We start from the raw sequence: 25,006 nt of genomic DNA, 5'->3' as shown, positions 1-25,006 counted from the left end.
ATGAAGTTCCCCCTCCATCTGTGCTGGGCCGCCCTGCTGCTTGCCGGCGCGGCCCAGGCCGAAACCATGCGCTGCGGCAGCGCCCTGGTCAGCGTCGGCGACCGCGCCTGGGAAGTGGAGCAGAAATGCGGCGCGCCGACCCACCGCGACGAGGTGGGCTACACCCTGGGCGGCTACGACCGCCGGGAGTTCCGCATCGAGGAATGGGTCTACGGACCGCGCAACGGCTCCACCTATATCCTCACCTTCGAAGCCAATCGCCTGAAGAGAATCGAATTCAAGCGCAACTGAGGCCGCTTCGACATGCGCATGCCCTATCTCCTGCTCCCGCTGCTCCTGCTCGCCGGACTCGACCTCCAGGCCGCCAGCCTGCGCTGCAACAGCAAGCTGATCAGCACCGGCGACAGCACCAGCGATGTGCTGGCGCGCTGCGGCGAGCCCGTCGACCGTTCGAGCCTGGGCTACAAGGAAGTGGTCGGCGACTGGGGCATGCGCAACGAAGTGCTGGTCGAGGAATGGATCTACGGCCCGTGGAACGGGATGGTCTATTTCGTGCGTTTCGAAGGCAACCGCCTCACCACCATCCAGAGCAGGCGCGGCCAGTGAACGAACGCGCCCCGCCAAGCGGGGCGCGTCATCGATTCACTCGACGGACTTCAGGGCATCGGCGGAGACATCCCTGACGCCCTTGATGCCCTGGGCGGTCTGGACGGCCAGGTCGCGCTCGGCGTCGGACTTGACGGTGCCGGACAGGGAAACCACACCCTTGTTGGTTTCCACCTTGATATTGGTGCCGCTGATGTCCTTGTTGGCGATGAGGCTGGATTTCACCTTGCTGGTGATCCAGGTGTCGGAAACCGCTTCCTCGGCTTTTTGCACCGTGTCATTCGCGGCCAGCGTCGTTGGCTCGGCGAACACCTGACTGGCGGAGAAGCTCAGAGCGGTGGCTGTGGCAGCTGCAAGGGCCAGCTTGTGGAAACGTGGTTTCATTACGGTTTCTCCTGTGCTCTTGGGAAAACTGCGGCCGGTTCCTGGCGACAGTTGCACGATGACCGTCGCAACAGCCGTGCCAGCCCAGCGGCAAAGAAAAAAACCTTTTGGGTCAACGAGTTGCGATCCAGCTAGAAATCGGAGGAATTGGCATTCTGCAAGGCGCCGGCCGGCACCCCGTGCAGATTGCATGATTTTCCGCGAGCTTTTGCACGGACAATAAAAAAGGGCCTCACGATGGAGGCCCTTCTTCAGACTCGGCTAAAAAACTTAAACGCCAGAGGCTTCTGCGGCAGCTACGTCCTTGATGGACAGCTTGATGCGGCCACGGTTGTCCACGTCGAGAACCAGGACCTTGACCTCCTGGCCTTCCTGCAGAACGTCGGTGACCTTGTCGATGCGCTTGTCGCTGATCTGCGAGATGTGCACCAGACCGTCCTTGCCCGGCAGGATGTTGACGAAGGCGCCAAAGTCGACGATGCGCTCGACCTTGCCGACGTAGATCTTGCCGATCTCGGCTTCGGCGGTGATGCCGAGGACGCGCTGCTTGGCAGCTTCAGCGGCTTCCTTGGTTTCGCCGTAGATCTTCACGCTGCCATCGTCTTCGATGTCGATCGAAGCCTTGGTCTCTTCGCAGATGGCGCGGATGGTGGCGCCGCCCTTGCCGATGACGTCACGGATCTTGTCCGAGTCGATCTTCATCTGAATCATGGTCGGAGCGTTTTCCGACAGCTCGGCGCGCGGCTGGGCAATGACCTGGTTCATCTGGCCGAGGATGTTCAGGCGAGCTTCCAGGGCCTGGCCCAGGGCGATCTCCATGATCTCTTCGGTGATGCCGTTGATCTTGATGTCCATCTGCAGGGCGGTGACGCCCTTGTCGGTACCGGCGACCTTGAAGTCCATGTCGCCCAGGTGGTCTTCGTCACCCAGGATGTCGGTCAGGACGGCGAACTTGTCGCCTTCCTTCACCAGACCCATGGCGATGCCGGCAACCGGCGCCTTGACCGGCACACCGGCGTCCATCAGGGCCAGGGAAGCACCGCAAACCGAAGCCATGGAGCTGGAGCCGTTGGACTCGGTGATTTCCGAGACGACACGGATTGTGTACGGGAAGTCAGCCTGGTTCGGCAGCATGGCAGCAACGCTGCGACGCGCCAGACGGCCGTGGCCGATTTCACGACGGCCCGGGCTGCCCATGCGGCCGCACTCGCCCACCGAGAACGGCGGGAAGTTGTAGTGCAGCATGAAGGGGTCCTTGCGCTCGCCTTCCAGGGTGTCGAGCAGCTGGGCATCACGGGCGGTGCCAAGGGTGGCAACGACCAGGGCCTGGGTTTCGCCGCGGGTGAACAGGGCCGAACCGTGGGTCTTGCCGAGGACGCCGACTTCGATCTTCAGCGGGCGGACGGTGCGGGTGTCGCGGCCGTCGATACGCGGTTTGCCGTTGACGATGTTCTCGCGAACGGTGCGGTATTCCAGCAGGCCGAACACGTCCTTGACTTCACCGGCCGGGAATTGGCCTTCGCCCTCACCGGCGAACTTGGCGACGATCTCTTCGCGCAGGGCGTCCAGGGCCGCATAACGGTCCTGCTTGACGGTAACGGTGTAGGCTTCGGAGATGGCGGCACCGAACTCAGCCTTGATCGCGTTGACCAGGGCGGTGTTCTCGACCGGAGCACTCCAGTTCCAGGTCGGCTTGCCGGCTTCGGTAGCCAGCTCGGCGACGGCGCGGATGACCGACTGGAACTCGTCGTGGGCGAACAGCACGGCGCCCAGCATCTGGTCTTCGGTCAGCTCGTCGGCTTCGGATTCAACCATCAGCACGGCATCGGAGGTACCGGCCACGACCATGTCGAGGCTGGAGCTCTGCAGTTGCTCGTAGGTCGGGTTGAGGATGTAGCCGATTTCCGGGTGGAAGCCGACGCGGGCGGCGCCGATCGGACCGGCGAACGGGATGCCGGAGATCGCCAGGGCGGCAGAGGTGCCGATCATGGCGGCGATGTCCGGATCGGACTTCTTGTTGGTCGAAACGACGGTGCAGACGACCTGCACTTCGTTCATGAAACCTTCGGGGAACAGCGGGCGGATCGGACGGTCGATCAGGCGCGAGGTCAGGGTTTCCTTCTCGGAAGGACGGCCTTCACGCTTGAAGAAGCCACCCGGGATGCGGCCGGCGGCGTAGGTCTTTTCCTGGTAGTGGACGGACAGCGGGAAGAAGCCCTTGTTCGGGTCGGCCTGCTTGGCACCCACGACGGTGACCAGCACGGTGACGTCGTCCATGGTGACCAGCACGGCGCCGGTGGCCTGACGGGCGATGCGGCCGGTCTCGAGGGTGACGGTCGATTGACCGAACTGGAATTTCTTGATTACCGGGTTCACGGTGTTTTTCCTTCTCTTTGTTGCCTTGGGGGAAACTGTGGAAATGCCGGGAGTCGGACCCGTTTCATTCCCTTCAAAAAGCGGAAAGCTGGGAGCCCGAAGCCGAAGGCCGGTTGATACCGACTTTCAGCTTCAAGCTCCCAGCCCTCCACTTCAGGCGTACGTCTTAGCGACGCAGGCCCAGGCGACCGATCAGGGCGCTGTAACGAGAGGTGTCCTTGCTCTTCAGGTAGTCCAGCAGCTTGCGGCGCTGGTTGACCATACGGATCAGGCCACGACGGGAGTGGTGGTCCTTGCCGTTGGCCTTGAAGTGATCCTGGAGCTTGTTGATGTTGGCGGACAGCAGTGCAACCTGCACTTCCGGGGAACCGGTGTCGCCTTCAGCCTGCTTGTACTCGTTAACGATCTGGGCTTTTTCTTGGACGCTCAGTGCCATGATGGGGCTTCCTCTGAGGTAACAGGCCAGGGACTTCTCCCTGTGTTCATATAAGAGGAGTGACCGTGCCTGTTGACAGCCATCCTCGGTTTTCGATCCTTACGACCGAATCAGTCGACGCGGGGCGATTCGCCCGTCGTCCGTCACCTCACCGATACCGATGAAGCGACCTTCATGATCCTGCACGCGCATCCAGCCGAACTTCGGCGCCTCCGGTGCACGCACCGGTTGGCCGTGCAGCCAGTAATAGGCGCTGTGTTCGGAAAGCTGGATCAGCGGCCAGTGTTCCAGACCCGCATCCACCGGCATCATGAAGCGATCGAGCGCTTCGTTGCCGCCTTCGGCATGGGCCTGCTCCAGGACATCCAGGCTGATCGCCTGGGCCAGTCCGAACGGACCTGCCTGGGTGCGCCGCAGCGCCGCCACATGCGCACCGCAACCGAGGGCCTGGCCGATGTCCTCGACCAGCGTGCGCACGTAGGTGCCCTTGCTGCAGGCTACCGCCAGGGTCGCACAGGGCGACTGGAAGGCGAGCAGATCCAGGCGCGCAATAGTAACAGAACGCGCCTCGCGCTCCACTACCTCTCCTGCACGCGCCAGCTTGTAAAGCGGCTGGCCGTCCTTCTTCAGCGCCGAGTACATCGGCGGGACCTGCTCTATCTCGCCACGGAAGCGTGGCAGCACGGCCTCCAGCTGCTCCCGACCGACGGTCACCTCGCGCTCTTCGAGGACTTCGCCCTCGGCGTCGCCGGTGGTGGTGGTCACGCCCAGATGGGCGACCGTCTCGTAGCACTTGTCGGCATCCAGCAGGTACTGGGAGAACTTGGTCGCCTCGCCGAAGCACAGCGGCAGCACCCCGGTGGCCAGCGGATCGAGGCTGCCGGTGTGGCCGGCCTTCTCCGCATTGAGCAGCCAGCGCACCTTCTGCAGCGCCTGGTTGGAGCTCATGCCGCGCGGCTTGTCCAGCACCAGCACGCCGCTGACCGCGCGGCGAATACGTTTCACCTGGGCCACGCCTTACTCCTCGGAATCGCCATGGCGGCGATCTTCCGCCACCGCCCGATCGATCAGCGCGGACAGCTCGGCGCCGCGGCGGATGCTTTCGTCATAGTGGAAATGCAACTGCGGCACGCTGCGCAGCTTCATCACCTTGCCCAGCATCATGCGCAGGAAGCCGGCGGCTTCCTTGAGAATCTCCATGTTCAGCGCGATCTTCTGCGCGTCATCCTGGCCCATCACGGTGACGAACACCTTGGCGTGAGCCAGGTCGCGGCTCACGTCGACCCCGGTGATGGTCACCAGGCCGAGGCGCGGATCCTTGATCTCGCGCTGGATCAGCAGAGCCAGTTCACGCTGCATCTGATCGCCGATGCGCTGGGTGCGGCTGTAGTCTTTTGCCATTTTCCTAACCTGCTTCCAGCGGCCCTGCGGCCACCGGACAAATAAGCGACAAACGCCCGGGACAGCGGAAAGCCGTCCCGGGCGCTGCGGTTGCGCTCACCTCATCAGAGGCTGCGAGCGACCTCGACCTTCTCGAACACTTCGATCTTGTCGCCGACCTTGACGTCGTTGTAGCTCTTCACGCCGATACCGCACTCCATGCCGGCACGGACTTCGGCGACGTCGTCCTTGAAGCGGCGCAGCGATTCCAGCTCGCCCTCGAAGATCACCACGTCGTCGCGCAGTACGCGGATCGGACGGTTGCGGTGCACGAGGCCCTCGACCACCATGCAGCCGGCGATGGCGCCGAACTTCGGCGAACGGAACACGTCGCGGACTTCGGCGATACCCAGGATGTTCTCGCGAACATCGCTGCCAAGCATGCCGGTCAGAGCCTTCTTCACGTCTTCGATGATGTCGTAGATAACGTTGTAGTAACGCATATCCAGACCTTCGGACTCGACGATCTTCCGTGCACCGGCATCGGCGCGCACGTTGAAGCCGAACAGCACAGCGTTGGAGGCCAGCGCCAGGTTGGCATCGGACTCGGTGATGCCACCTACACCGCCGCCGACCACGCGAACCTGTACTTCGTCGTTGCCCAGGCCGCTGAGGGAACCCTGGAGCGCTTCCAGCGAACCACGGACGTCGGATTTGAGGACGATGTTGAGCGTCTTCTTCTCTTCCTGGCCCATGTTCTCGAAGATGTTTTCCAGCTTCGAGGACTGCTGGCGAGCGAGCTTGACCTCGCGGAACTTGCCCTGACGGAACAGAGCGACTTCGCGTGCCTTCTTCTCGTCGGCAACCACGGTCAGGTCGTCACCGGCTTCCGGAGTTCCATCCAGACCGAGGATCTCGACCGGAATGGCCGGACCGGCTTCCTTCACCGGCTTGCCGTTCTCGTCGAGCATGGCGCGCACACGGCCGTAGTTCACGCCGCAGAGGACCATGTCGCCCTGACGCAGGGTACCGTCCTGAACCAGCACTGTGGCTACCGGGCCACGGCCCTTGTCCAGACGCGATTCGACGACGACACCGCGACCCGGTGCCGACGGAGTGGCAGTCAACTCGAGAATCTCGGCCTGCAGAAGCACGGCTTCGAGCAGCTCGTCGACGCCGGTACCCATCTTGGCGGATACGTGGACAAAGGGAGCATCGCCACCCCACTCTTCCGGAATCACGTCCAGAGCGGCCAGGCCGTTCTTGATGTTGTCCGGGTTGGCGTCCGGCTTGTCGATCTTGTTCACCGCGACCACGATCGGAACCCCTGCCGCTTTCGCGTGCTGCACGGCTTCCTGGGTCTGCGGCATCACACCATCGTCTGCCGCCACGACCAGAATCACGATGTCGGTCGCCTGGGCACCGCGGGCACGCATCGCGGTGAACGCGGCATGGCCAGGGGTGTCGAGGAAGGTGACCATGCCACGCTCGGTTTCCACGTGGTAGGCACCGATGTGCTGGGTAATGCCACCGGCCTCACCGGCCGCGACCTTGGCGCGCCGAATGTAGTCGAGCAGAGAAGTCTTGCCGTGGTCGACGTGACCCATCACGGTCACCACCGGTGCACGCGACACATGCTCACCCTCGAACTTCAACAGCTCGGCGAGTTGCTCTTCCAGTGCGTTCTCGCTGACCAGCTTGACCTTATGGCCAAACTCTTCGGCGACCAGCTGGGCGGTTTCCTGGTCAAGAACCTGGTTGATGGTCACCGGAGTGCCCATCTTGAACATGAACTTGACGACATCAGCGCCCTTGACCGCCATCTGCTGGGCAAGGTCGCCCACAGTGATGGTCTCGCCAATGCTGACTTCGCGCACGATGGGGCCGGTCGGGCTCTGGAAGCCGTGCTGATTGCGCTTCTTCAGTTTCCCCTTGCCGCGACCGCCACGACGGCCGAAGCCTTCGTCGTCGTCCACGCCACTGCGCACGACGCGCGGAGCACTGGTCTTTTCCTTTTCCTTGATCGACGGGCGATGCTGCGCATTCTTGCGATCGCGACGCTCGTCGTCTTCCGTGCGCTTCGGTGCGCGACGGACTTCTTCCTTCTTGCGCTCGTCGGCGGCCGGAGCGGGAGCAGGCGCTGCAGCAACCGGCGCAGGAACCACTGCCGGTGCAGGCGCGGCCTGGCGAGCTTCCGTAGTCTGACGGGCAGCCTCGGCCTGACGGCGAGCCTCCTCTTCGGCTGCACGCTTACGCGCCTCTTCCTCGGCTTTCAGGCGAGCAGCTTCCTCGGCGGCACGCTGCTCTTCGAGCTCGCGCTGACGCTCAGCTTCCAGCTCATCCGGGCTGCGCTTGACGTAGGTTTTCTTCTTTCGAACCTCGACACTCACAGTCTTGCTGCCAGCGACCCTCAGGGTCGTGGTGGTCTTGCGCTGCAGGGTAATCTTGCGCGGTTCTTCCAGGCGATCACCGTGGCTGCCCTTCAGATGAGCCAGCAGCGCCTGCTTCTCGCCGTCGGTCACCACCTGTTCAGCGGTAGTGTGCGGCAGTCCAGCCTCACGCATCTGCTGCAGCAGGCGCTCCACCGGCGTATCGACCGTTTTGGCCAGTTCTTTCACCGTGACTTGCGTCATGCATTTCTCTCCTCAGGCCGCGAATGCTTACTCGAACCAATGGGCCCGGGCGGCCATGATCAACTTGCCAGCACGCTCTTCATCCATTCCATCGATGTCGAGCAGGTCGTCAATGGACTGCTCGGCAAGATCTTCACGGGTGGTTACGCCACGCAGCGCCAGGTCGCGGGCCAGCTCCTTGGTCATGCCATCGAGGCTGAGCAGGTCTTCGGCCGGTTGCGCGTCGGCAAGCTTTTCTTCAGTTGCGATGGCCTTGGTCAGCAGGCGGTCCTTGGCTCGCGAGCGCAGCTCGTTGACGATTTCCTCGTCGAAGCCTTCGATGCTGAGCATCTCTTCCATCGGTACGTAGGCAATTTCTTCCAGGGTGGTGAATCCTTCTTCAACCAGTACCTGGGCGAGTTCCTCATCGACATCCAGCTCGTCGACGAAGCGCTGCAGGACGTCGCCAGTCTCGGCCTGCTGCTTGGCCTGGATATCGGCCTCGGTCATCACGTTCAGGGTCCAGCCGGTCAGCTGGCTGGCCAGACGCACGTTCTGGCCGCTACGGCCGATGGCCTGGGCCAGGTTGTCCTCGGCGACGGCGATATCCATGGTGTGGGTATCCTCGTCGACGATGATCGCCGCCACCTCGGCCGGGGCCATGGCGTTGATCACGAATTGTGCGGGGTTGTCATCCCACAGCACGATGTCCACACGCTCGCCGCCCAGCTCGCCGGATACGGCCTGGACGCGGGAACCACGCATGCCGATGCAGGCGCCCTGCGGGTCGATGCGCTTGTCCTTGGAGCGAACGGCGATCTTGGCGCGCGAACCCGGGTCACGGGCGGCGGCCATCACGTCGATCAGTTGCTCGGCGATTTCCGGCACCTCGATGCGGAACAGCTCCACCAGCATTTCCGGCGCGGTACGCGACAGGACCAGCTGCGGACCGCGGTTCTCGCTGCGGATTTCCTTGAGCAGGGCGCGTACGCGGGTACCGACGCGGAAGGTCTCGCGCGGGATGATCTGGTCGCGGGCCAGCAGCGCCTCGGCGTTGTTGCCGAGATCGACGATGACGTTGTCGCGGGTGACCTTCTTCACGGTACCGGAGATGATCTCGCCGACCTTCTCGCGGTAGGCGTCGACCACCTGGGCACGCTCGGCTTCGCGAACCTTCTGCACGATGACCTGCTTGGCGGTCTGTGCGGCGATGCGGCCGAACTCGATGGACTCGATCTTCTCCTCGATGACGTCACCGGCCTTGGCGCCCGGGTGGCTTTCCTGCACGTCCTCGACGGTCAGTTCGGCCGACGGGTTGGAGTAGTCCTCGTCCTCGACGATGGTCCAGCGGCGGAAAGTATCGTAGTTGCCGTTGGAGCGGTTGATCTGCACGCGCAGATCGACCTCGTCTTCGAAACGCTTCTTGGTGGCAGTCGCCAGAGCCAGTTCCAGCGCTTCGAAAATCACGCCAGGCGGTACCCCCTTCTCGTTGGATACCGACTCAACAACCAGCAGTACTTCTTTGCTCATCGTACGCCTCGCCTTTCAATCCATTGGAACCCGCTGATTCGCGGCTCACTCAAATCGGGGAATGATGTTGGCCTTATCGATCGACTCGATCGGCAGCAGGTATTCATGATCATCCACCAGGACCACCACATCCTGCTCCTCCACACCACGGAGAATGCCCTGGAAGTTGCGCCGCCGTTCGTAGGGCGTGCGCAATCTGATCTTGACCTGCTCGCCAACGTAGCGCGCGAACTGTTCGAGGGTGAACAGCGGCCTGTCCATGCCCGGCGACGACACCTCGAGGGTGTATTCGCCAGTGATGGGGTCCTCGACATCGAGCACCCCGCTGACCTGACGGCTGACCGTCTCGCAGTCGTCGATCAGGATGCCTTCGGGACGATCGATATAAACCCGGAGCAGGGAATGGCGCCCCTGGGAGATGAATTCCAGGCCCCAGCACTCATAGCCAAGCGCTTCTACTACAGGGGCCAACAAGGCCTGCAACTGATCTAGCTTGCTCGACACCTGATCGCCTCGCGTATGCTGTAGAAACAAAAAATGGGCGAAACGCCCATCCCTATTTGCCGCCCAGAACCGGCGGCGCGGACTGTCCAGCTAGCAAAAAGCCCCTTAAAAGGGGCTCTGCCAAACTGGTTGCGGGAGCTGGATTTGAACCAACGACCTTCGGGTTATGAGCCCGACGAGCTACCAGACTGCTCCATCCCGCGTCAAAGCTGGTGCAAAATTATACAGTTACCGATACTTCCGGTCAACCGACCGCACCTGAACGACAAGGCCCGCATCGCGGGCCCTTCGTATAATGGTACCGAGGAGGGGACTCGAACCCCTACAGCCTATGGCCACTACCACCTCAAGGTAGCGTGTCTACCAATTCCACCACCTCGGCATCAAACCTTTACTTCTGCTCGGGCGCCGCCGGAACGTCGCCTTCGCTGGCAGCAGGCTTCTGCTGCTCTTGCGGTACCGGCACATCGCTTGCTGCCGGCGCCTGCTCTTGCCTCTGTTCGATCACCGCCGGATCAGGTAACCCGACGTTGCGTATCATATCAGCTTTTTCTTTAGCGAAATACGCTAAACCCAAGCTGGTAATGAAAAAAACCGCAGCAAGTATAGCAGTGAAACGACTCAGGAAGGTAGCAGAACCCTGACTACCGAACACCGTGGCGGAAGCACCTGCCCCGAAGGAGGCCCCCGCGTCCGCGCCCTTGCCGTGCTGCAGCAGCACCAGAGCCACCAGCCCCAGAGCCATTACCAGATGCACCACGATTACTACTGTTTCGAGCATTTCTCAGCTTCCCGCAGCGCAGCAAATTGCGCCGAACTCGTCCGCATTGAGAGAGGCTCCACCAACAAGCCCCCCGTCTATATCCGGCATACCGAACAGCTCAGCAGCATTCGCCGCTTTGACACTGCCGCCGTAGAGGAGACGAACTCCCTGGGCGACTTCGGCACTTTCCGCCGCCAACTGCGCACGGATCGCCGCATGCACTTCCTGAGCCTGTTCAGGCGAGGCGGTCAGCCCCGTCCCGATTGCCCATACCGGCTCGTAAGCCACGATGGCGCGGGAAAACACCCCAACGCCCAGATCCTCGATTATCGCGCCCAACTGCCGCCCGACAACCTCAAGAGTCCTGCCCGCCTCGCGCTCCTCGCGGGTCTCGCCAATGCAGAGCACCGGAACAAGACCGCACGCCTGGGCCGCAGCAAACTTCCGACTGACGACTTCGTCGCTTTCGCCCAGCAACTGGCGGCGCTCGGAATGGCCGACCAGAACCAGGCTGCAACCTACATCAGCCAGTTGGCTGGCAGCAACCTCACCCGTGAGAGCGCCCTGCCCCGGTTCGACCGCGCAGTTCTGCGCACCGACCGAAACCGGTTTGCCTTCCAGCCCTTGCAGGGCCTGGTCGACATAGACGAACGGCGGAAACACCGCGACGTCGACATCTTTCGGCAACGCCAGCTCTTGCAGGCCTTTGATCAGTTCCGAAACACTGGAACGGGTACCGTGCATTTTCCAATTGCCGGCTACTAACGCTCGCCGCATGCTGTACCTCGCTGAGCAAAGTGGGCGCAGATATTACTCAACGAAAAAACGAGTTGCAAGAGAAATCAAGCACATACCTCGGAAACAACCTTGGCGAGCTGTTCCGCATGGGCACGCACCTGCTTCTCATCATCGCCTTCGACCATCACCCGCACCAGCGGCTCGGTCCCGGACTTGCGCAGCAACACGCGACCACGCCCGGCCATGCTCTCGGTTACCCGGGCGCATGCGTCCTTGACCGCCGGATGCTCCAGCGGATCGACGCCACCGCCCTGGAAACGCACGTTCAGCAGCACCTGCGGGAACATGCGAATGCCGGTGCGCGCCTCGGCCAGGGTCTGGTCGCGATGTTTCAGCGCCATCAGCACCTGCAGCGCGGCGATGATCGCATCCCCGGTGGTCGTATGCTGGCAGCAGACCACATGACCGGAATTCTCGCCGCCGAGCGTCCAGTTCCGCGCCAGCAGTTCGGCCATGACATAGCGATCGCCGACCTTGGCACGGGCGAAGGGAATGTCCATCTCCTTCAGGGCCAGTTCGAGGCCCAGGTTGCTCATCAGGGTGCCGACCACGCCACCGTCCAGCCGTCCACGCTCCTTGAGGTCGCGGGCGATCAGGAAGAGGATCTCGTCGCCGTCCACCACCGCGCCGGTATGGTCGACCATCATCACCCGGTCGCCGTCGCCATCGAAGGCGATACCCATGTCGGCATGCTCGGCGATCACCGCCTTGCGCAGGGTTTCGATATGAGTCGAACCGCAACCCTCGTTGATGTTCAATCCGTTCGGCTCCCCGCCGATCACCGACACCTGCGCGCCCAGCTCGCGGAATACGCTCGGCGCGACCTTGTAGGTGGCACCATGGGCGCAGTCGAGAACCACTTTCAGCCCGGCGAAATCGGTGCTGGTGGGCACGCTGCTCTTGCAGAACTCGATATAGCGCCCCGCGGCATCGTTGATCCGCGAAACCTTGCCCAGACGGGCGGACTCGACCACCGACATCGGCGTGTCGAGCAATTCCTCGATGACCAGCTCTACCTCGTCCGGCAGCTTGGTGCCCTGGCCGGAGAAGAACTTGATGCCGTTGTCGTCGTGCGGGTTGTGCGAGGCGCTGATGACGATGCCTGCCTCGGCGTGGAAGGTGCGGGTCAGGTAGGCGATGCCCGGAGTCGGCATCGGCCCGAGCAGCATCACGTCGGCACCGGCAGCCGACAGACCAGCCTCCAGCGCGGACTCGAACATGTAACCGGAAATCCGCGTGTCCTTGCCGACCAGTACGCGGCACTTGCCCTGCTTGCGGAAGGCCATGCCCACTGCCCAACCCAGCTTGAGCACGAAATCCGGAGTGATCGGCGGAGTTCCTACCCGCCCGCGAATCCCGTCGGTGCCGAAATATTTTCTGCTCATGCCTGAATCTCTTCCTCTCGCGATTTTTCCACCGCGTCAATCATTCGAATGACGTCCACCGTCTCGGCGACATCATGTACCCGGATGATGCTTGCCCCCCTGGCTACCGCCAGGGCGGCCAGGGCAAGGCTGCCATACAGTCGCTCACCCACTTCCCGCCCCAGGGCCCGGCCGACCATGCTCTTGCGCGAGACGCCGACCAGCAACGGGCAGCCCAGTTGCAGAAGCCTTTCCATCTGCCGGAACAGGCTGAGATTGTGCACCTGGGTCTTGGCAAAGCCGAAGCCAGGGTCCAGCACGATCCGCTCCCGCGGAATCCCGGCCTCGGCGCACACCCGCATGCGCTGCAGCAGGAAGTCGTGCACTTCGGTGAAGATATCCGGATAACGCGGATCGTCCTGCATGTTGCCCGGCTCCCCGCGCATGTGCATCAGGCACACCGGCAACCCGGTATCGACGGCCGCATCCAGCGCGCCGTCACGTTGCAGGGAACGCACGTCGTTGATCAGACCGGCACCCAGGCGGGCGGATTCGCGCATCACCGACGGCGTCGAAGTGTCCACCGAGATGACCACATCCAGCTCGCGGGCGATCGCTTCGACCACCGGCGCCACGCGCTCCAGCTCCTCCTTGGGAGAAACCGGCCGGGCCCCGGGGCGAGTGGACTCGCCGCCGATGTCGATCAGCGTCGCACCGGCCTCCACCATCTCCGCCGCATGGCGCAGGGCAATATCCAGCTGATTGAAGCGACCGCCGTCCGAGAAGGAGTCCGGGGTGACATTGAGGATGCCCATGACATGCGGGCGCGTTAAATCAAGAACCCGGTTGCCACAGGGCAACCGGGTCGGGTGTTGCGGAAAACTCATCTGGTTCTCTCAGTGCTCGCCAGCCGGACCACCGATGGGGGTTTCCTTGCGGCCACCTTCTTCGTGAGGGGTGCTCGCCGAGCCGGAGCCGCCACCTTCCCAGTCACGCGGCTCGCGCGGAATACGACCCGCCATGATGTCGTCGATCTGATCGGCATCGATGGTTTCGTACTTCATCAGCGCATCGGCCATCATGTCCAGCTTGTCGCGGTTCTCTTCCAGCAGGCGCTTGGCGGTGCCGTAGCACTCGTCGATGATGCGCCGCACTTCCTGGTCGATCGCCTTCGCCGTTTCACCGGACAGACTGGCGTGCTGACCACCAGCGCTGCGACCGAGGAATACCTCGCCCTCCTCTTCCGCATACATCAGCGGACCGAGTTTCTCGGACAGGCCCCACTTGGTCACCATGTTCCGCGCCAACTGGGTGGCGCGCATGATGTCGTTGGATGCTCCGGTGGTGACGCCTTCGAAGCCGAGGGTCATCTCTTCCGCGATACGGCCACCGAACAGCGAGCAGATCTGGCTCTCCAGCGCGCGCTTGGACAGGCTGTAGCGGTCCTCTTCCGGGAGGAACATGGTCACACCCAGCGCACGGCCGCGCGGGATGATGGAAACCTTGTAGACCGGGTCGTGCTCCGGCACCAGGCGGCCGACGATGGCGTGGCCGGCCTCGTGGAAGGCGGTGTTCTTCTTCTCCTTCTCGGACATGACCATGGTCTTGCGCTCGGCGCCCATCATGATCTTGTCCTTGGCCAGTTCGAACTCGCGCATGTCGACGATGCGCTTGTTGGAGCGCGCGGCGAACAGCGAAGCCTCGTTGACCAGGTTGGCCAGGTCGGCGCCGGAGAAACCCGGAGTACCGCGCGCGATGACCGCCGGCTCGACGTTCTCGCCCAGCGGCACCTTGCGCATGTGAACCTTGAGGATCTGCTCGCGGCCACGGATGTCCGGCAGGCCGACCACCACCTGGCGGTCGAAGCGGCCCGGACGCAGTAGCGCCGGGTCGAGCACGTCCGGACGGTTGGTCGCGGCGATGACGATGATGCCATCGTTCATCTCGAAGCCGTCCATCTCCACCAGCAACTGGTTGAGGGTCTGTTCGCGCTCGTCGTGACCGCCACCCAGGCCGGCGCCACGATGGCGGCCGACGGCGTCGATCTCGTCGATGAAGATGATGCAGGGGGCGTGTTTCTTCGCCTGGTCGAACATGTCGCGGACACGGGACGCACCCACGCCGACGAACATCTCGACGAAGTCGGAACCGGAAATGGTGAAGAACGGAACCTTGGCCTCACCGGCGATGGCTTTCGCCAGCAGGGTCTTGCCGGTGCCGGGCGGACCGACCATCAGCACGCCACGCGGGATGCGGCCACCCAGGCGCTGGAACTTGCCCGGATCGCGGAGGAATTCGACCAGTTCGCTGACTTCTTCCTTGGCCTCGTCGCAGCCGGCGACGTCGGCGAAGGTGGTCTTCACCTGATCCTCGGAAAGCAGGCGCGCCTTGCTCTTGCCGAAGCTCATCGGGCCGCCGCGGCCACCGCCGCCGCCCTGCATCTGGCGCATGAAGAACATGAACACGGCAATGATCACGAGAATCGGGAAGCTGGCGACCAGCAACTGGGTCCAGATGCTCTGCTGCTCGGGCTGCTTGCCCTCGACGACCACGTTGTTGTTGACCAGATCGCCGATCAGGCCGTTGTCCTGAATGGCCGGACGGATGGTCTTGAAGGTGTCGCCATCCGCACGCTTGCCGGTGATGACGTAGCCATCCACGGTCACGCGCTCGACCTTGCCGTCCTTCACCTGCTGGATGAAGTCGGAATAATTCAGTGTCTGCGGCTCACTGGGGCTGGAGAAGTTGTTCATCACGGTGACCAGCACCGCTGCGATGATCAGCCACAGGATCAGGTTCTTTGCCATGTCGTTCAATTGACTACCCTCTGAAGCCGGCTCCGCCCTGGAAACCGCTTCGCACGACGGCCAGACTCCTTCCGGCCAAATTACTACACAACTCCCGCCCCAAGCAGGAGCCGTCTGTAACCCTTTATGAACTCCGGAGCACGCCGGCACAAGCGAAGCTTGAGGGCTGCCGACCGGCAGCCGGCCCATTCAGGGCAGTCTAGGCGCCTCGAAAGCCCCGTGCGAGCAGATATTGCTCGCGCGAGCGGTCCCGCGACGACAGGGGTTTGCGCATCTGCACCTTGTCGAAATTCTCGCGAACGCTCTTCAGGTAGGCATCGAAGCCTTCGCCCTGGAAGATCTTGATCAGGAAATCGCCGCCCGGACGCAATACCCGGGTGCAGAGATCCAGCGCCAGCTCGCAGAGGAACATGGCACGGGGCATGTCCACGGCGGGCAATCCACTCATATTGGGGGCCATGTCCGAAATCACAAGGTCCACCGGGTTTTCGCCGATGGCCTCGAGCAATCTGGCGAAGACCTCGTCCTCGGTGAAGTCGCCCTGGATGAAGGTGACGTCCGGGATGCTGTCCATCGGCAGGATGTCCGAGGCGATCAGGGTGCCCTTGTCGCCGATCACCCGGCTGGTGACCTGGGACCAGCCGCCCGGCGCGGCGCCGAGGTCGACCACGGTCATGCCCGGACGCAGGATGCGATCCTTTTCCTGGATTTCCAGCAGCTTGTAGCTGGCGCGCGAGCGATAGCCGTCGCGCTGTGCCATCTTCACGTACGGATCGTCGAAATGTTCTTTCAGCCAGCGATGGCTAGTCTTGGAACGGGCCACGTATTACCTCGTCTGAGCGGCATCCCGGTATAACCGAAACTCGGGTAGAATATCCGCCTTTTTCCCAGGGGTCAGATTATGGCGCTCTCTCAGGAGCAGAAAAAGCAGTTCAAATCTATCGGGCATCACCTGAAACCCGTATTGACCGTCGCTGAAAACGGTCTGTCGGAAGGCGTGATGGCCGAACTCGAGCGTGCGCTCAACGATCATGAACTGATCAAGGTGCAGTTCCGCATCGCCGAACGCGACGACCGTCGCGCGCTGATCGACGAGCTCTGCCAGAATGGCAGCTGCGAACTGGTCCAGGTCATCGGCAAGATGGCGCTGATCTATCGCCGCAATCCCAAGCCGAACCGCAACCTGTCGAACATCAGCCGCTACAGCGGCCTGTAACCGCAAAGGCCATGCGAGAGCGACGAGCTCTCGCAAGCCTTCAGGCTTCCCTTCCCGGCGCCGGCTGCAGCACCAGCAGCAATCCGCACAGCGCCAGCACCAGATAGTTGAACAGCAGCCAGCGCTGGGCGTCCGGCGCGATGCCGTGCACGGCGAAATAGCAGCCGACCATCGCCAGCACCGCGAGCAGCAACTGGCCGCGCAGGTCGCGCCAGAGGCTGGCGAAGCCGCGGGCCAGCACCAGAACCAGCGCCTGCAGCGCCGCGCAGAAGCCGGCGAAGCCCACCAGCAGCGGAATCAGCGTATCGGCCACCGATTCCACCAGCAGCGGCGCCAGGCCGATCTTCTCCAGTGCAGGCAGGACCACGAAACGCAACAGCCAGAGACCGCCGACCCAGAAAGTCTGGGCCAGCAGCCAACTGGCGGTTCCGGCTTGCAGGGATTGGCGGTCAGTCGTGGCGGACTTCAACGATCTCGTACTCGACTTCGCCGCCCGGCGTCCTGACGATCACCGAGTCCCCTTCGGTCTTGCCGATCAGGGCGCGGGCGATGGGCGAGTTCACCGAGATCTTGCTGCGCTTGATGTCGGCCTCGTCGTCACCGACGATCTGGTAGGTCACGGTCTCGTCGGTATCGACGTTGGCGATGTCCACCGTGGTACCGAAGATCACCTTGCCGGTATGCGGGATCGCCGAGACATCGATGATCTGGGCATTGGACAGCTTGGCTTCGATATCGCGGATGCGCGCCTCGGACATGCCCTGCTGCTCGCGGGCGGCATGGTACTCGGCGTTTTCCTTGAGGTCGCCCAGCTCACGCGCTTCGGCGATGGCCTGGGTGATCTGCGGGCGCAGCACGGTCTTCAGGTGTTTCAGCTCTTCTTCCAGGGCGCGGGCGCCCTGGACGGTCATGGGGAACTTGCTCATGCGTTGATTCCTGCATGCAGATCCTGCAGCCGGCGAACGGTCTTCTCAGGACCGAACTTGAGCGCCTCGCAGATCGCCTGACCAGCCGCGATGGTGGTGGTGCAGTAGATCTTGTGCTGCAGGGCGTTACGACGGATCGAGTAGGAGTCGGCGATGGACTGACGCCCCTCGGTGGTGTTGATGATGAGGGTAACCTCATCGTTCTTGATCATGTCAACGACATGGGGACGGCCTTCCGTCACCTTGTTCACGCGACGGACCGGCAGGCCGGCCGCCTCGATCACCTTGGCGGTGCCGGAGGTGGCGACCACCTCGAAGCCCAGCTCGATCAGGTCACGGGCGACCTGGACCACCATCGGCTTGTCGTCCTCGCGCACGCTGATGAACACGGTGCCGGAGCTCGGCAGAACCTCGCTGGCACCCATCTGGGCCTTGGCGAAGGCCTCGCCGAAGGTGTCGCCGACACCCATCACCTCGCCGGTGGACTTCATTTCCGGGCCGAGGATCGGGTCGACGCCGGGGAACTTGGCGAACGGGAACACCGCTTCCTTGACGCTGAAGTACGGCGGAATGATTTCCTCGGTGTAGCCGATCTCTTTCAGGGACTTGCCGGCCATGGCACGGGCAGCCACCTTGGCCAGCGACTCGCCGACGCACTTGGAGACGAACGGCACGGTACGCGAGGCGCGCGGGTTCACTTCGATGACGTAGATGTCTTCGCCCTGCACGGCCATCTGCACATTCATCAGGCCGACCACGCCGAGCTCCAGGGCCATCTTCTTGACCTGCTCGCGGATCTCGTCCTGGATGTGCTTGGGCAGCGAGTACGGCGGCAGCGAGCAGGCGGAGTCGCCGGAGTGCACGCCGGCCTGTTCGATGTGCTGCATGATCGCGCCGATCACCACGGTCTCGCCGTCGCAGACCGCGTCGATGTCGACCTCGATGGCGCAGTTGAGGAAGCGGTCCAGCAGCACCGGGCTGTCGTTGGAGACTTTCACCGCCTCGCGCATGTAGCGCTTGAGCTCTTCTTCCTGGTAGACGATCTCCATCGCGCGGCCGCCCAGTACGTAGGACGGGCGCACCACCATCGGGTAGCCGATGCCCTTCGACAGGGCCAGGGCCTCGTCCTCGCTGCGCGCGGTGGCGTTGGCCGGCTGGCGCAGGTTGAGGCGCTGCACCATCTGCTGGAAGCGCTCGCGGTCTTCGGCGCGGTCGATGGCGTCCGGGGAGGTACCGATGATCGGCACACCGGCCTCTTCCAGGGCGCGGCAGAGTTTCAGCGGGGTCTGGCCGCCGTACTGCACGATCACGCCCTTGGGCTGCTCGACGCGGACGATCTCCAGCACGTCTTCCAGGGTCACCGGCTCGAAGTACAGGCGGTCGGAGGTGTCGTAGTCGGTGGAGACGGTTTCCGGGTTGCAGTTGACCATGATGGTCTCGTAGCCGTCTTCACGCATCGCCAGCGCCGCGTGCACGCAGCAGTAGTCGAACTCGATGCCCTGGCCGATGCGGTTCGGACCGCCGCCGAGGATCATGATCTTGTCGCGGCCGGACGGATTGGCCTCGCACTCTTCCTCGTAGGTCGAGTACATGTAGGCGGTATCGGTGGCGAATTCGGCGGCGCAGGTGTCCACGCGCTTGTACACCGGCACGACCTTCAGCTTGTGGCGGTGGCTGCGCAGGTTCTTCTCGGTGACGCCGAGCAGCTTGGCCAGGCGCGCGTCGGAGAAGCCCTTGCGCTTGAGCTTGAACATCAGGTCGCGATCGATGGAAGCCAGGCCGAGGGTCTTGACCTTCTCCTCGTCCTTGACCAGGTCCTCGATCTGCACCAGGAACCACTCGTCGATCCTGGTCAGCTCGAACACTTCGGCGATGGTCTTGCCGGCGCGGAAGGCATCGGCCACGTACCAGATACGCTCGGCGCTGGGCACGGTCAGTTCGCGCCTGAGGATGCTCTCAGCCTCCTCGCTGTTCAGGTCCAGCTTCGGATCGAAGCCGGTGGCGCCGACTTCCAGGCCGCGCAGGGCTTTCTGCATGGACTCCTGGAAGGTGCGGCCGATAGCCATGACCTCGCCCACGGACTTCATCTGGGTGGTCAGGCGGGCATCGGCTTTCGGGAATTTCTCGAAGGCGAAGCGCGGTACCTTGGTCACGACGTAGTCGATGGCAGGCTCGAAGGACGCCGGGGTACGGCCGCCGGTGATGTCGTTCTGCAGTTCGTCGAGGGTATAGCCGACAGCCAGCTTGGCGGCGATCTTGGCGATCGGGAAGCCGGTGGCCTTGGAGGCCAGCGCCGAGGAACGCGACACGCGCGGGTTCATCTCGATCACCACCATGCGGCCGTCGTCCGGATTGATGCCGAACTGCACGTTGGAGCCGCCGGTTTCCACGCCGATCTCACGCAGCACCGCCAGCGAGGCGTTGCGCATGATCTGGTATTCCTTGTCAGTCAGGGTCTGCGCCGGGGCGACGGTGATCGAGTCGCCGGTGTGCACGCCCATCGGATCGAAGTTCTCGATGGAGCAGACGATGATGCAGTTGTCCTTCTTGTCGCGGACAACCTCCATCTCGTATTCCTTCCAGCCGATCAGCGATTCGTCGATCAGCAGTTCCTTGGTCGGCGACAGGTCGAGGCCGCGGGCGCAGATTTCCTCGAACTCCTCGCGGTTGTAGGCGATGCCGCCGCCGGTGCCGCCCATGGTGAAGGACGGACGGATGATGCAGGGGAAGCCGACCTTCTCGAGGACGCCATAGGCTTCCTCCATGCTGTGGGCGATGCCGGAGCGCGGGCACTCCAGGCCGATGGCGCGCATGGCCTTGTCGAAGCGCGAGCGGTCCTCGGCCTTGTCGATGGTGTCGGCGTTGGCGCCGATCATTTCCACGCCGAACTTCTCCAGCACGCCGTGGTGCTCGAGGTCCAGGGCGCAGTTCAGCGCGGTCTGGCCACCCATGGTCGGCAGCAGCGCGTCAGGGCGCTCCTTCTCGATGATCTTGGCGACGGTCTGCCACTTGATCGGCTCGATGTAGGTGGCGTCGGCCATGGCCGGGTCGGTCATGATGGTGGCCGGGTTGGAGTTCACCAGGATGACGCGGAAGCCTTCTTCCTTCAGGGCCTTGCAGGCCTGTGCGCCGGAGTAGTCGAACTCGCACGCCTGGCCGATGACGATGGGGCCGGCACCGAGGATCAGGATGCTCTTGATGTCTGTACGCTTGGGCATGGGACTCTCGTTGCAAATTTCAGGAAAGGGTTGCGCTGGCCAGCTTCACGCCAAAGCCGACGAACAGGGCGCCGACGCCACCCGAGGCGCCGGCAGCCAGGCGTTGCCGCCGGCGGAACCAGGCCGCCAGGCGTACGCCGGAAAAGATCAGGAAGCTCAGGTAGAGGGCGCTGAGCAGCTCGAGGATCGTCCCCAGCACCAGGAACGACAGTCCCGGGTAGGCGTATGCCGGGTCGACGAACTGGATGAAGAAGGAGACGAAGAACAGGATCGCCTTGGGGTTCGACAGGCTGAGCAGCAGCGCCTTGCGGAATGGCTGGTTGACGTCCAGCTGTTCGACTTCCTCGCTCGACACCTGCGACTGGTGGAGCTTCCTCCAGCCGCCGCGCAGCATGCCGATGCCGAGGTAGAACAGGTACGCCGCACCGAGGTACTTCAGGGCCAGGAACAGCAGCGGTTCGGTCTTCAGCACCGAGGCGATGCCGAGGGCGGACAGCAGCATCAGCACCGCATCCCCGAGGAACACCGCACTGGCCGCGCGGTAGCCCGCCGCCACGCCGCGCTGGGCGGCGGTGGCGAGCACGAACATCGAGTTCGGCCCGGGCAGCAGGACGATGAACAGCGTACCCAGGACGTAGGTCCAGAGGTCGGTGATCCCCAGGGTGGTCATGACGCGTACCTCAGCGGCGCTCGGCCATGGCCGAGATGAAGCGATCGAACAGCGGAGCCACGTCGTGCGGGCCCGGGCTGGCTTCCGGGTGGCCCTGGAAGCTGAAGGCGACCTTGTCGGTACGCTCGATGCCCTGCAGGGTGCCGTCGAACAGCGACTTGTGGGTGGCGCGCAGGTTGCCCGGCAGGGTCGTCTCGTCGACGGCGAAGCCGTGGTTCTGGCTGGTGATCATCACCACGCCGCTGTCGAGGTCCTGCACCGGGTGGTTGGCGCCATGGTGGCCATGGCCCATCTTCATGGTCTTGGCGCCGGAGGCCAGGCCGAGCAGCTGGTGGCCGAGGCAGATGCCGAAGACCGGGATCTCGGTGTCGAGGAACTCGCGGATCGCCTGGATGGCGTAGTCGCACGGCTCGGGGTCGCCGGGGCCGTTGGAGAGGAAGATGCCGTCCGGATTCAGCGCCAGCACTTCGCTCGCCGGAGTCTGCGCCGGCACCACGGTCAGGCGGCAGCCGCGGGCGACCAGCATGCGCAGGATGTTCAGCTTGACGCCGAAGTCATAGGCAACCACGTGGTACGGCAGATCGGCGGCGGGGATTTCCGGGTGGCTGTCGGTTTCCAGGTTCCACACGCTGGAGCGCCATTGGTAACGCTCGGTGCAGGAAACCACCTTGGCCAGGTCCAGCCCCTTCATGCCCGGGAAACTGCGCGCCAGTTCGAGGGCTTTTTCTTCGGTGGCATCGTCGCCAGCGAGGATGCAGCCGTGCTGCGAACCCTTCTCGCGCAGGATACGGGTCAGACGGCGGGTATCGATGCCGGCGATGGCGACGGTGCCGTTTTCCTTCAGGTAGTCCGGCAGGGACTGCCTGTCGCGCCAGCTGCTGGAGAGCAGCGGCAGGTCGCGGATGATCAGGCCGGCGGCCCAGACCTTGTTCGACTCGGCGTCTTCCGGGGTGGTGCCGGTGTTGCCGATGTGCGGATAGGTCAGGGTGACGATCTGCTGGGCGTAGGAAGGATCGGTAAGGATTTCCTGGTAGCCGGTCATGGCGGTGTTGAACACCACCTCGCCAACGGTATGACCGTCGGCACCGATGGCTTCACCGCGAAAAATGCTGCCGTCGGCAAGTGCAAGTATGGCTGGCTTAGTCAAGAAGACCTCCCGTAAATCAAGCCTGGCTGGGCGTACGCAGGTTGTAAAAAAGCGGGATGACAAAGAAAAGTCATCCCGCTTTTTTATGGTTCATGCTGCGCTGCTTTTAGTGGACACACTAAATCTGTAGTTTACAGAAAAGCGACAATTCGGTCCACCTTCTGGCCGGCGGGCTGCATACCGCTCAGCGCAAACCCAGCACGTCCTGCATGTCGAACAGGCCGTTGTCCTTCCCGTCCAGCCACATTGCCGCACGCACCGCGCCGCGGGCGAAGGTCATGCGGCTGGAGGCCTTGTGGGTGATTTCCACGCGCTCGCCTTCGGAGGCGAACAGCACGGTGTGGTCGCCGACCACATCGCCGGCGCGCACGGTGGCGAAGCCGATGGTTTCGCGCTCGCGGGCGCCGGTCTGGCCTTCACGGCCGTAGACCGCCACCTTCTGCAGGTCGCGACCCAGCGCCTGCGCCACCACCTCGCCCATGCGCAGGGCAGTGCCGGACGGAGCGTCGACCTTGTGCCGGTGGTGCGCCTCGATGATCTCGATGTCCACTTCGTCACCCAGCACGCGGGCGGCGGTATCCAGCAGCTTCAGGCAGAGGTTGACGCCGACGCTGAAGTTGGCGGCGAAGACGATCGGGATGTCCTTCGCGGCATCGGCGAGCAGCTGTTTCTCCTCGACGCTGAAGCCGGTGGTGCCGATCACCATGGCCTTGCCCGCCTTGCGGCAGACCTCCAGGTTCTTCAGGGTCACCGACGGATGGGTGAAGTCGATCAGCACGTCGAACTCGTCGGCCACCTTGGCCAGGTCGCCCGACAGCGGCACGCCGATGCGCCCCAGCCCGGCCAGCTCGCCGGCGTCGGCGCCGACCAGGGTGCTGTCCGGACGATCGATCGCCGCAGTCAGGCCGGCGCTGCCGCCGGTCTGCTGCACCGCCTCGATCAGGTTCTTGCCCATGCGCCCGGCGGCGCCCATAACAGCTATACGTCGCATAAAAACAGCTCCAGGCTGCAGGCCACAGGCTACAGACCACAAGCTCCTGAAGCCTGCCGCCTGCCGCCTGCCGCCGCGGTTAAAGATCGTCGAAGAAGCGCTTCATGCCCTCGAACCAGCCGCTGGCCTTGGGCGAATGGGAAGTGTCGCTCTGCAGCGTGCTGCGGAATTCCTCGAGCAGTTCGCGCTGGCGCTTGTCCAGCTTGACCGGAGTTTCCACCACGACCCGGCACATCAGGTCGCCGGCGCCGCCGCCGCGCACCGGGGCCACGCCCTTGCCGCGCAGGCGGAACAGCTTGCCGGTCTGGGTGCCTTCCGGAATCTTCAGCTTGACCCGGCCGTCCAGCGTCGGCACTTCCAGCTCGCCGCCCAGCGCCGCGTCGGCGAAGCTGATCGGCACTTCGCAGTACAGGTGCTTGCCGTCACGCTGGAAGATCGAATGCTCGCGGACGTTCACCACCACATAGAGGTCGCCCGGCGGGCCGCCATGGGCACCGGCCTCGCCCTCGCCGGTGAGGCGGATGCGGTCACCGGTATCGACGCCGGCCGGCACCTTCACCGACAGGGTCTTGTGCTCTTCCACACGACCCTGGCCATGGCAGGTGCCGCACGGATCGGAAATCATCTTGCCGCTGCCGTGGCAGCGCGGGCAGGTCTGCTGCACCGAGAAGAAGCCCTGCTGCATGCGCACCTGGCCGATGCCGCCGCAGGTGGTGCAGGTGACCGGCGAAGTGCCCGGCTTGGCGCCGCTGCCGCTGCAGGTCTTGCAGCCGACCAGGGTCGGCACGCGAATGGTCACGGTGGTGCCGCGCACCGCGTCTTCCAGGTCCAGGTCGAGGGTATAGCGCAGGTCCGCGCCGCGCTGCACGCCGCCGCGCTGGCCACCGCGACCGCCACCACCGCCGAAGAAATCGCTGAAGACATCGCCGAAGATGTCCGAGAAGCTCGCGCCGCCGAATCCGGCGCCGGCGCCCGCCCCCATCTGCGGATCGACACCGGCATGACCGTACTGATCGTAGGCCGAACGCTTGCTCGCGTCGGACAGGATCTCGTAGGCCTCGTTGGCCTCCTTGAATTTCTCCTCGGACTCCTTGTCGCCGGGATTGCGGTCCGGGTGGTGCTTCATGGCCAGCCGGCGGTAGGCCTTCTTCAGCTCCGCTTCGCTGGCGCCGCGCTCGACACCCAGTACCTCGTAGTAATCACGCTTGGACATAACCTTCCTGCACTCTGAAAACCTCACCCCCAGACACGCCGACGCGGGAGCAAGCCCCCGCGTGA

At 63.6% G+C, this 25,006-nt stretch carries 24 protein-coding genes and 2 tRNA genes; 3 read left to right on the top strand and 23 right to left on the bottom strand.

The annotated features are described in order from the left end of the window. Both BLR75_RS12500 and BLR75_RS12495 read left to right on the top strand, forming a co-directional pair. Entirely contained in the window at nucleotides 1-291 is a 291-nt protein-coding gene (locus tag BLR75_RS12500; RefSeq protein ID WP_084312654.1) for a DUF2845 domain-containing protein, read from the top strand. 18 nt (nucleotides 292-309) lie between these two features. Beyond that, nucleotides 310-606: a DUF2845 domain-containing protein gene (locus BLR75_RS12495; protein WP_084312740.1), complete on the top strand. Its 297-nt coding sequence runs from the start codon at nucleotides 310-312 to the stop codon at nucleotides 604-606. A 36-nt stretch (nucleotides 607-642) separates the two neighbouring features. Here BLR75_RS12495 and BLR75_RS12490 read toward each other — a convergent pair whose 3' ends face one another. From BLR75_RS12490 to rlmE, 16 genes are all read right to left on the bottom strand, one after another. Continuing rightward, the gene (locus tag BLR75_RS12490; RefSeq protein WP_084312652.1) at nucleotides 643-990 is read right to left on the bottom strand and encodes a BON domain-containing protein; all 348 of its coding nucleotides are present in this window, start codon (nucleotides 988-990) and stop codon (nucleotides 643-645) included. 270 nt (nucleotides 991-1,260) lie between these two features. Then, entirely contained in the window at nucleotides 1,261-3,366 is a 2,106-nt protein-coding gene (gene pnp, locus BLR75_RS12485) for a polyribonucleotide nucleotidyltransferase (RefSeq protein WP_084312651.1), read from the bottom strand. 166 nt (nucleotides 3,367-3,532) lie between these two features. After that, nucleotides 3,533-3,802, bottom strand: coding sequence for a 30S ribosomal protein S15 (gene rpsO, locus BLR75_RS12480; protein ID WP_017518939.1), 270 nt, complete (start codon nucleotides 3,800-3,802; stop codon nucleotides 3,533-3,535). 99 nt (nucleotides 3,803-3,901) lie between these two features. Next, nucleotides 3,902-4,816 carry a tRNA pseudouridine(55) synthase TruB gene (gene truB / locus BLR75_RS12475; RefSeq protein WP_084312649.1) on the bottom strand — a complete coding sequence of 305 codons (915 nt, stop codon included), beginning with the start codon at nucleotides 4,814-4,816 and terminating at the stop codon, nucleotides 3,902-3,904. A gap of 3 nt (nucleotides 4,817-4,819) precedes the next feature. Next, nucleotides 4,820-5,203 carry a 30S ribosome-binding factor RbfA gene (gene rbfA, locus BLR75_RS12470; RefSeq protein ID WP_084312647.1) on the bottom strand — a complete coding sequence of 128 codons (384 nt, stop codon included), beginning with the start codon at nucleotides 5,201-5,203 and terminating at the stop codon, nucleotides 4,820-4,822. A 104-nt stretch (nucleotides 5,204-5,307) separates the two neighbouring features. Continuing rightward, nucleotides 5,308-7,815: a translation initiation factor IF-2 gene (gene infB, locus BLR75_RS12465; protein WP_084312645.1), complete on the bottom strand. Its 2,508-nt coding sequence runs from the start codon at nucleotides 7,813-7,815 to the stop codon at nucleotides 5,308-5,310. A gap of 27 nt (nucleotides 7,816-7,842) precedes the next feature. Continuing rightward, nucleotides 7,843-9,324 (bottom strand): transcription termination factor NusA, encoded by a 1,482-nt coding sequence (gene nusA, locus BLR75_RS12460; RefSeq protein ID WP_084312643.1) that lies wholly within the window; start codon nucleotides 9,322-9,324, stop codon nucleotides 7,843-7,845. A gap of 45 nt (nucleotides 9,325-9,369) precedes the next feature. Beyond that, nucleotides 9,370-9,828 (bottom strand): ribosome maturation factor RimP, encoded by a 459-nt coding sequence (rimP, locus tag BLR75_RS12455; protein ID WP_084312641.1) that lies wholly within the window; start codon nucleotides 9,826-9,828, stop codon nucleotides 9,370-9,372. A gap of 126 nt (nucleotides 9,829-9,954) precedes the next feature. Continuing rightward, nucleotides 9,955-10,031 (bottom strand) — tRNA-Met (locus BLR75_RS12450). A gap of 93 nt (nucleotides 10,032-10,124) precedes the next feature. Continuing rightward, nucleotides 10,125-10,210 (bottom strand) — tRNA-Leu (locus BLR75_RS12445). A 9-nt stretch (nucleotides 10,211-10,219) separates the two neighbouring features. Then, a complete protein-coding gene (gene secG, locus BLR75_RS12440) occupies nucleotides 10,220-10,609 on the bottom strand; it encodes a preprotein translocase subunit SecG (RefSeq protein ID WP_084312639.1) in 390 nt (129 codons plus the stop codon). A 3-nt stretch (nucleotides 10,610-10,612) separates the two neighbouring features. Then, nucleotides 10,613-11,368, bottom strand: coding sequence for a triose-phosphate isomerase (gene tpiA, locus BLR75_RS12435; protein ID WP_084312637.1), 756 nt, complete (start codon nucleotides 11,366-11,368; stop codon nucleotides 10,613-10,615). A gap of 65 nt (nucleotides 11,369-11,433) precedes the next feature. Beyond that, on the bottom strand, nucleotides 11,434-12,774 hold the full coding sequence (gene glmM / locus BLR75_RS12430) for a phosphoglucosamine mutase (protein ID WP_084312635.1): 1,341 nt from the start codon (nucleotides 12,772-12,774) through the stop codon (nucleotides 11,434-11,436). Next, complete coding sequence (folP, locus tag BLR75_RS12425) at nucleotides 12,771-13,640, bottom strand: dihydropteroate synthase (RefSeq protein ID WP_084312633.1); 870 nt, start codon at nucleotides 13,638-13,640, stop codon at nucleotides 12,771-12,773. Before folP ends, glmM begins: the two co-directional genes overlap by 4 nt. Before the next feature lie 9 nt (nucleotides 13,641-13,649). Beyond that, a complete protein-coding gene (ftsH, locus tag BLR75_RS12420; protein ID WP_084312631.1) occupies nucleotides 13,650-15,560 on the bottom strand; it encodes an ATP-dependent zinc metalloprotease FtsH in 1,911 nt (636 codons plus the stop codon). A 199-nt stretch (nucleotides 15,561-15,759) separates the two neighbouring features. Continuing rightward, nucleotides 15,760-16,383, bottom strand: a complete 624-nt coding sequence (rlmE, locus tag BLR75_RS12415) for a 23S rRNA (uridine(2552)-2'-O)-methyltransferase RlmE (RefSeq protein WP_084312629.1) — start codon at nucleotides 16,381-16,383, stop codon at nucleotides 15,760-15,762. Nucleotides 16,384-16,461: 78 nt separating this feature from the next. On the opposite strand from rlmE, the gene yhbY reads away from it, so the two are divergent. Continuing rightward, on the top strand, nucleotides 16,462-16,776 hold the full coding sequence (gene yhbY / locus BLR75_RS12410) for a ribosome assembly RNA-binding protein YhbY (RefSeq protein ID WP_084312627.1): 315 nt from the start codon (nucleotides 16,462-16,464) through the stop codon (nucleotides 16,774-16,776). A 40-nt stretch (nucleotides 16,777-16,816) separates the two neighbouring features. Here the strand turns inward: yhbY and BLR75_RS12405 are convergent, their stop codons facing one another. The 7 genes from BLR75_RS12405 to dnaJ form a co-directional block, all read right to left on the bottom strand. Next, the gene (locus tag BLR75_RS12405) at nucleotides 16,817-17,215 is read right to left on the bottom strand and encodes a DUF4149 domain-containing protein (RefSeq protein ID WP_084312738.1); all 399 of its coding nucleotides are present in this window, start codon (nucleotides 17,213-17,215) and stop codon (nucleotides 16,817-16,819) included. Nucleotides 17,216-17,225: 10 nt separating this feature from the next. Further along, nucleotides 17,226-17,702, bottom strand: a complete 477-nt coding sequence (gene greA, locus BLR75_RS12400) for a transcription elongation factor GreA (protein ID WP_084312626.1) — start codon at nucleotides 17,700-17,702, stop codon at nucleotides 17,226-17,228. Next, nucleotides 17,699-20,920, bottom strand: a complete 3,222-nt coding sequence (carB, locus tag BLR75_RS12395) for a carbamoyl-phosphate synthase large subunit (RefSeq protein ID WP_084312624.1) — start codon at nucleotides 20,918-20,920, stop codon at nucleotides 17,699-17,701. The genes greA and carB overlap by 4 nt, the downstream gene beginning before the upstream one ends. A 19-nt stretch (nucleotides 20,921-20,939) precedes the next feature. Next, nucleotides 20,940-21,590, bottom strand: coding sequence for a leucine efflux protein LeuE (gene leuE, locus BLR75_RS12390; RefSeq protein ID WP_084312622.1), 651 nt, complete (start codon nucleotides 21,588-21,590; stop codon nucleotides 20,940-20,942). Nucleotides 21,591-21,600: 10 nt separating this feature from the next. Further along, complete coding sequence (gene carA, locus BLR75_RS12385; protein WP_084312620.1) at nucleotides 21,601-22,737, bottom strand: glutamine-hydrolyzing carbamoyl-phosphate synthase small subunit; 1,137 nt, start codon at nucleotides 22,735-22,737, stop codon at nucleotides 21,601-21,603. A gap of 184 nt (nucleotides 22,738-22,921) precedes the next feature. Further along, nucleotides 22,922-23,728: a 4-hydroxy-tetrahydrodipicolinate reductase gene (gene dapB, locus BLR75_RS12380; RefSeq protein WP_084312618.1), complete on the bottom strand. Its 807-nt coding sequence runs from the start codon at nucleotides 23,726-23,728 to the stop codon at nucleotides 22,922-22,924. Between the two features lie 79 nt (nucleotides 23,729-23,807). Further along, complete coding sequence (gene dnaJ, locus BLR75_RS12375; protein ID WP_084312616.1) at nucleotides 23,808-24,941, bottom strand: molecular chaperone DnaJ; 1,134 nt, start codon at nucleotides 24,939-24,941, stop codon at nucleotides 23,808-23,810. Nucleotides 24,942-25,006: the final 65 nt, after the last annotated feature.

Source organism: Pseudomonas jinjuensis (assembly GCF_900103845.1).
Lineage (GTDB): Bacteria > Pseudomonadota > Gammaproteobacteria > Pseudomonadales > Pseudomonadaceae > Pseudomonas > Pseudomonas jinjuensis.
This window is presented reverse-complemented; position numbering and strand designations above follow the sequence as displayed.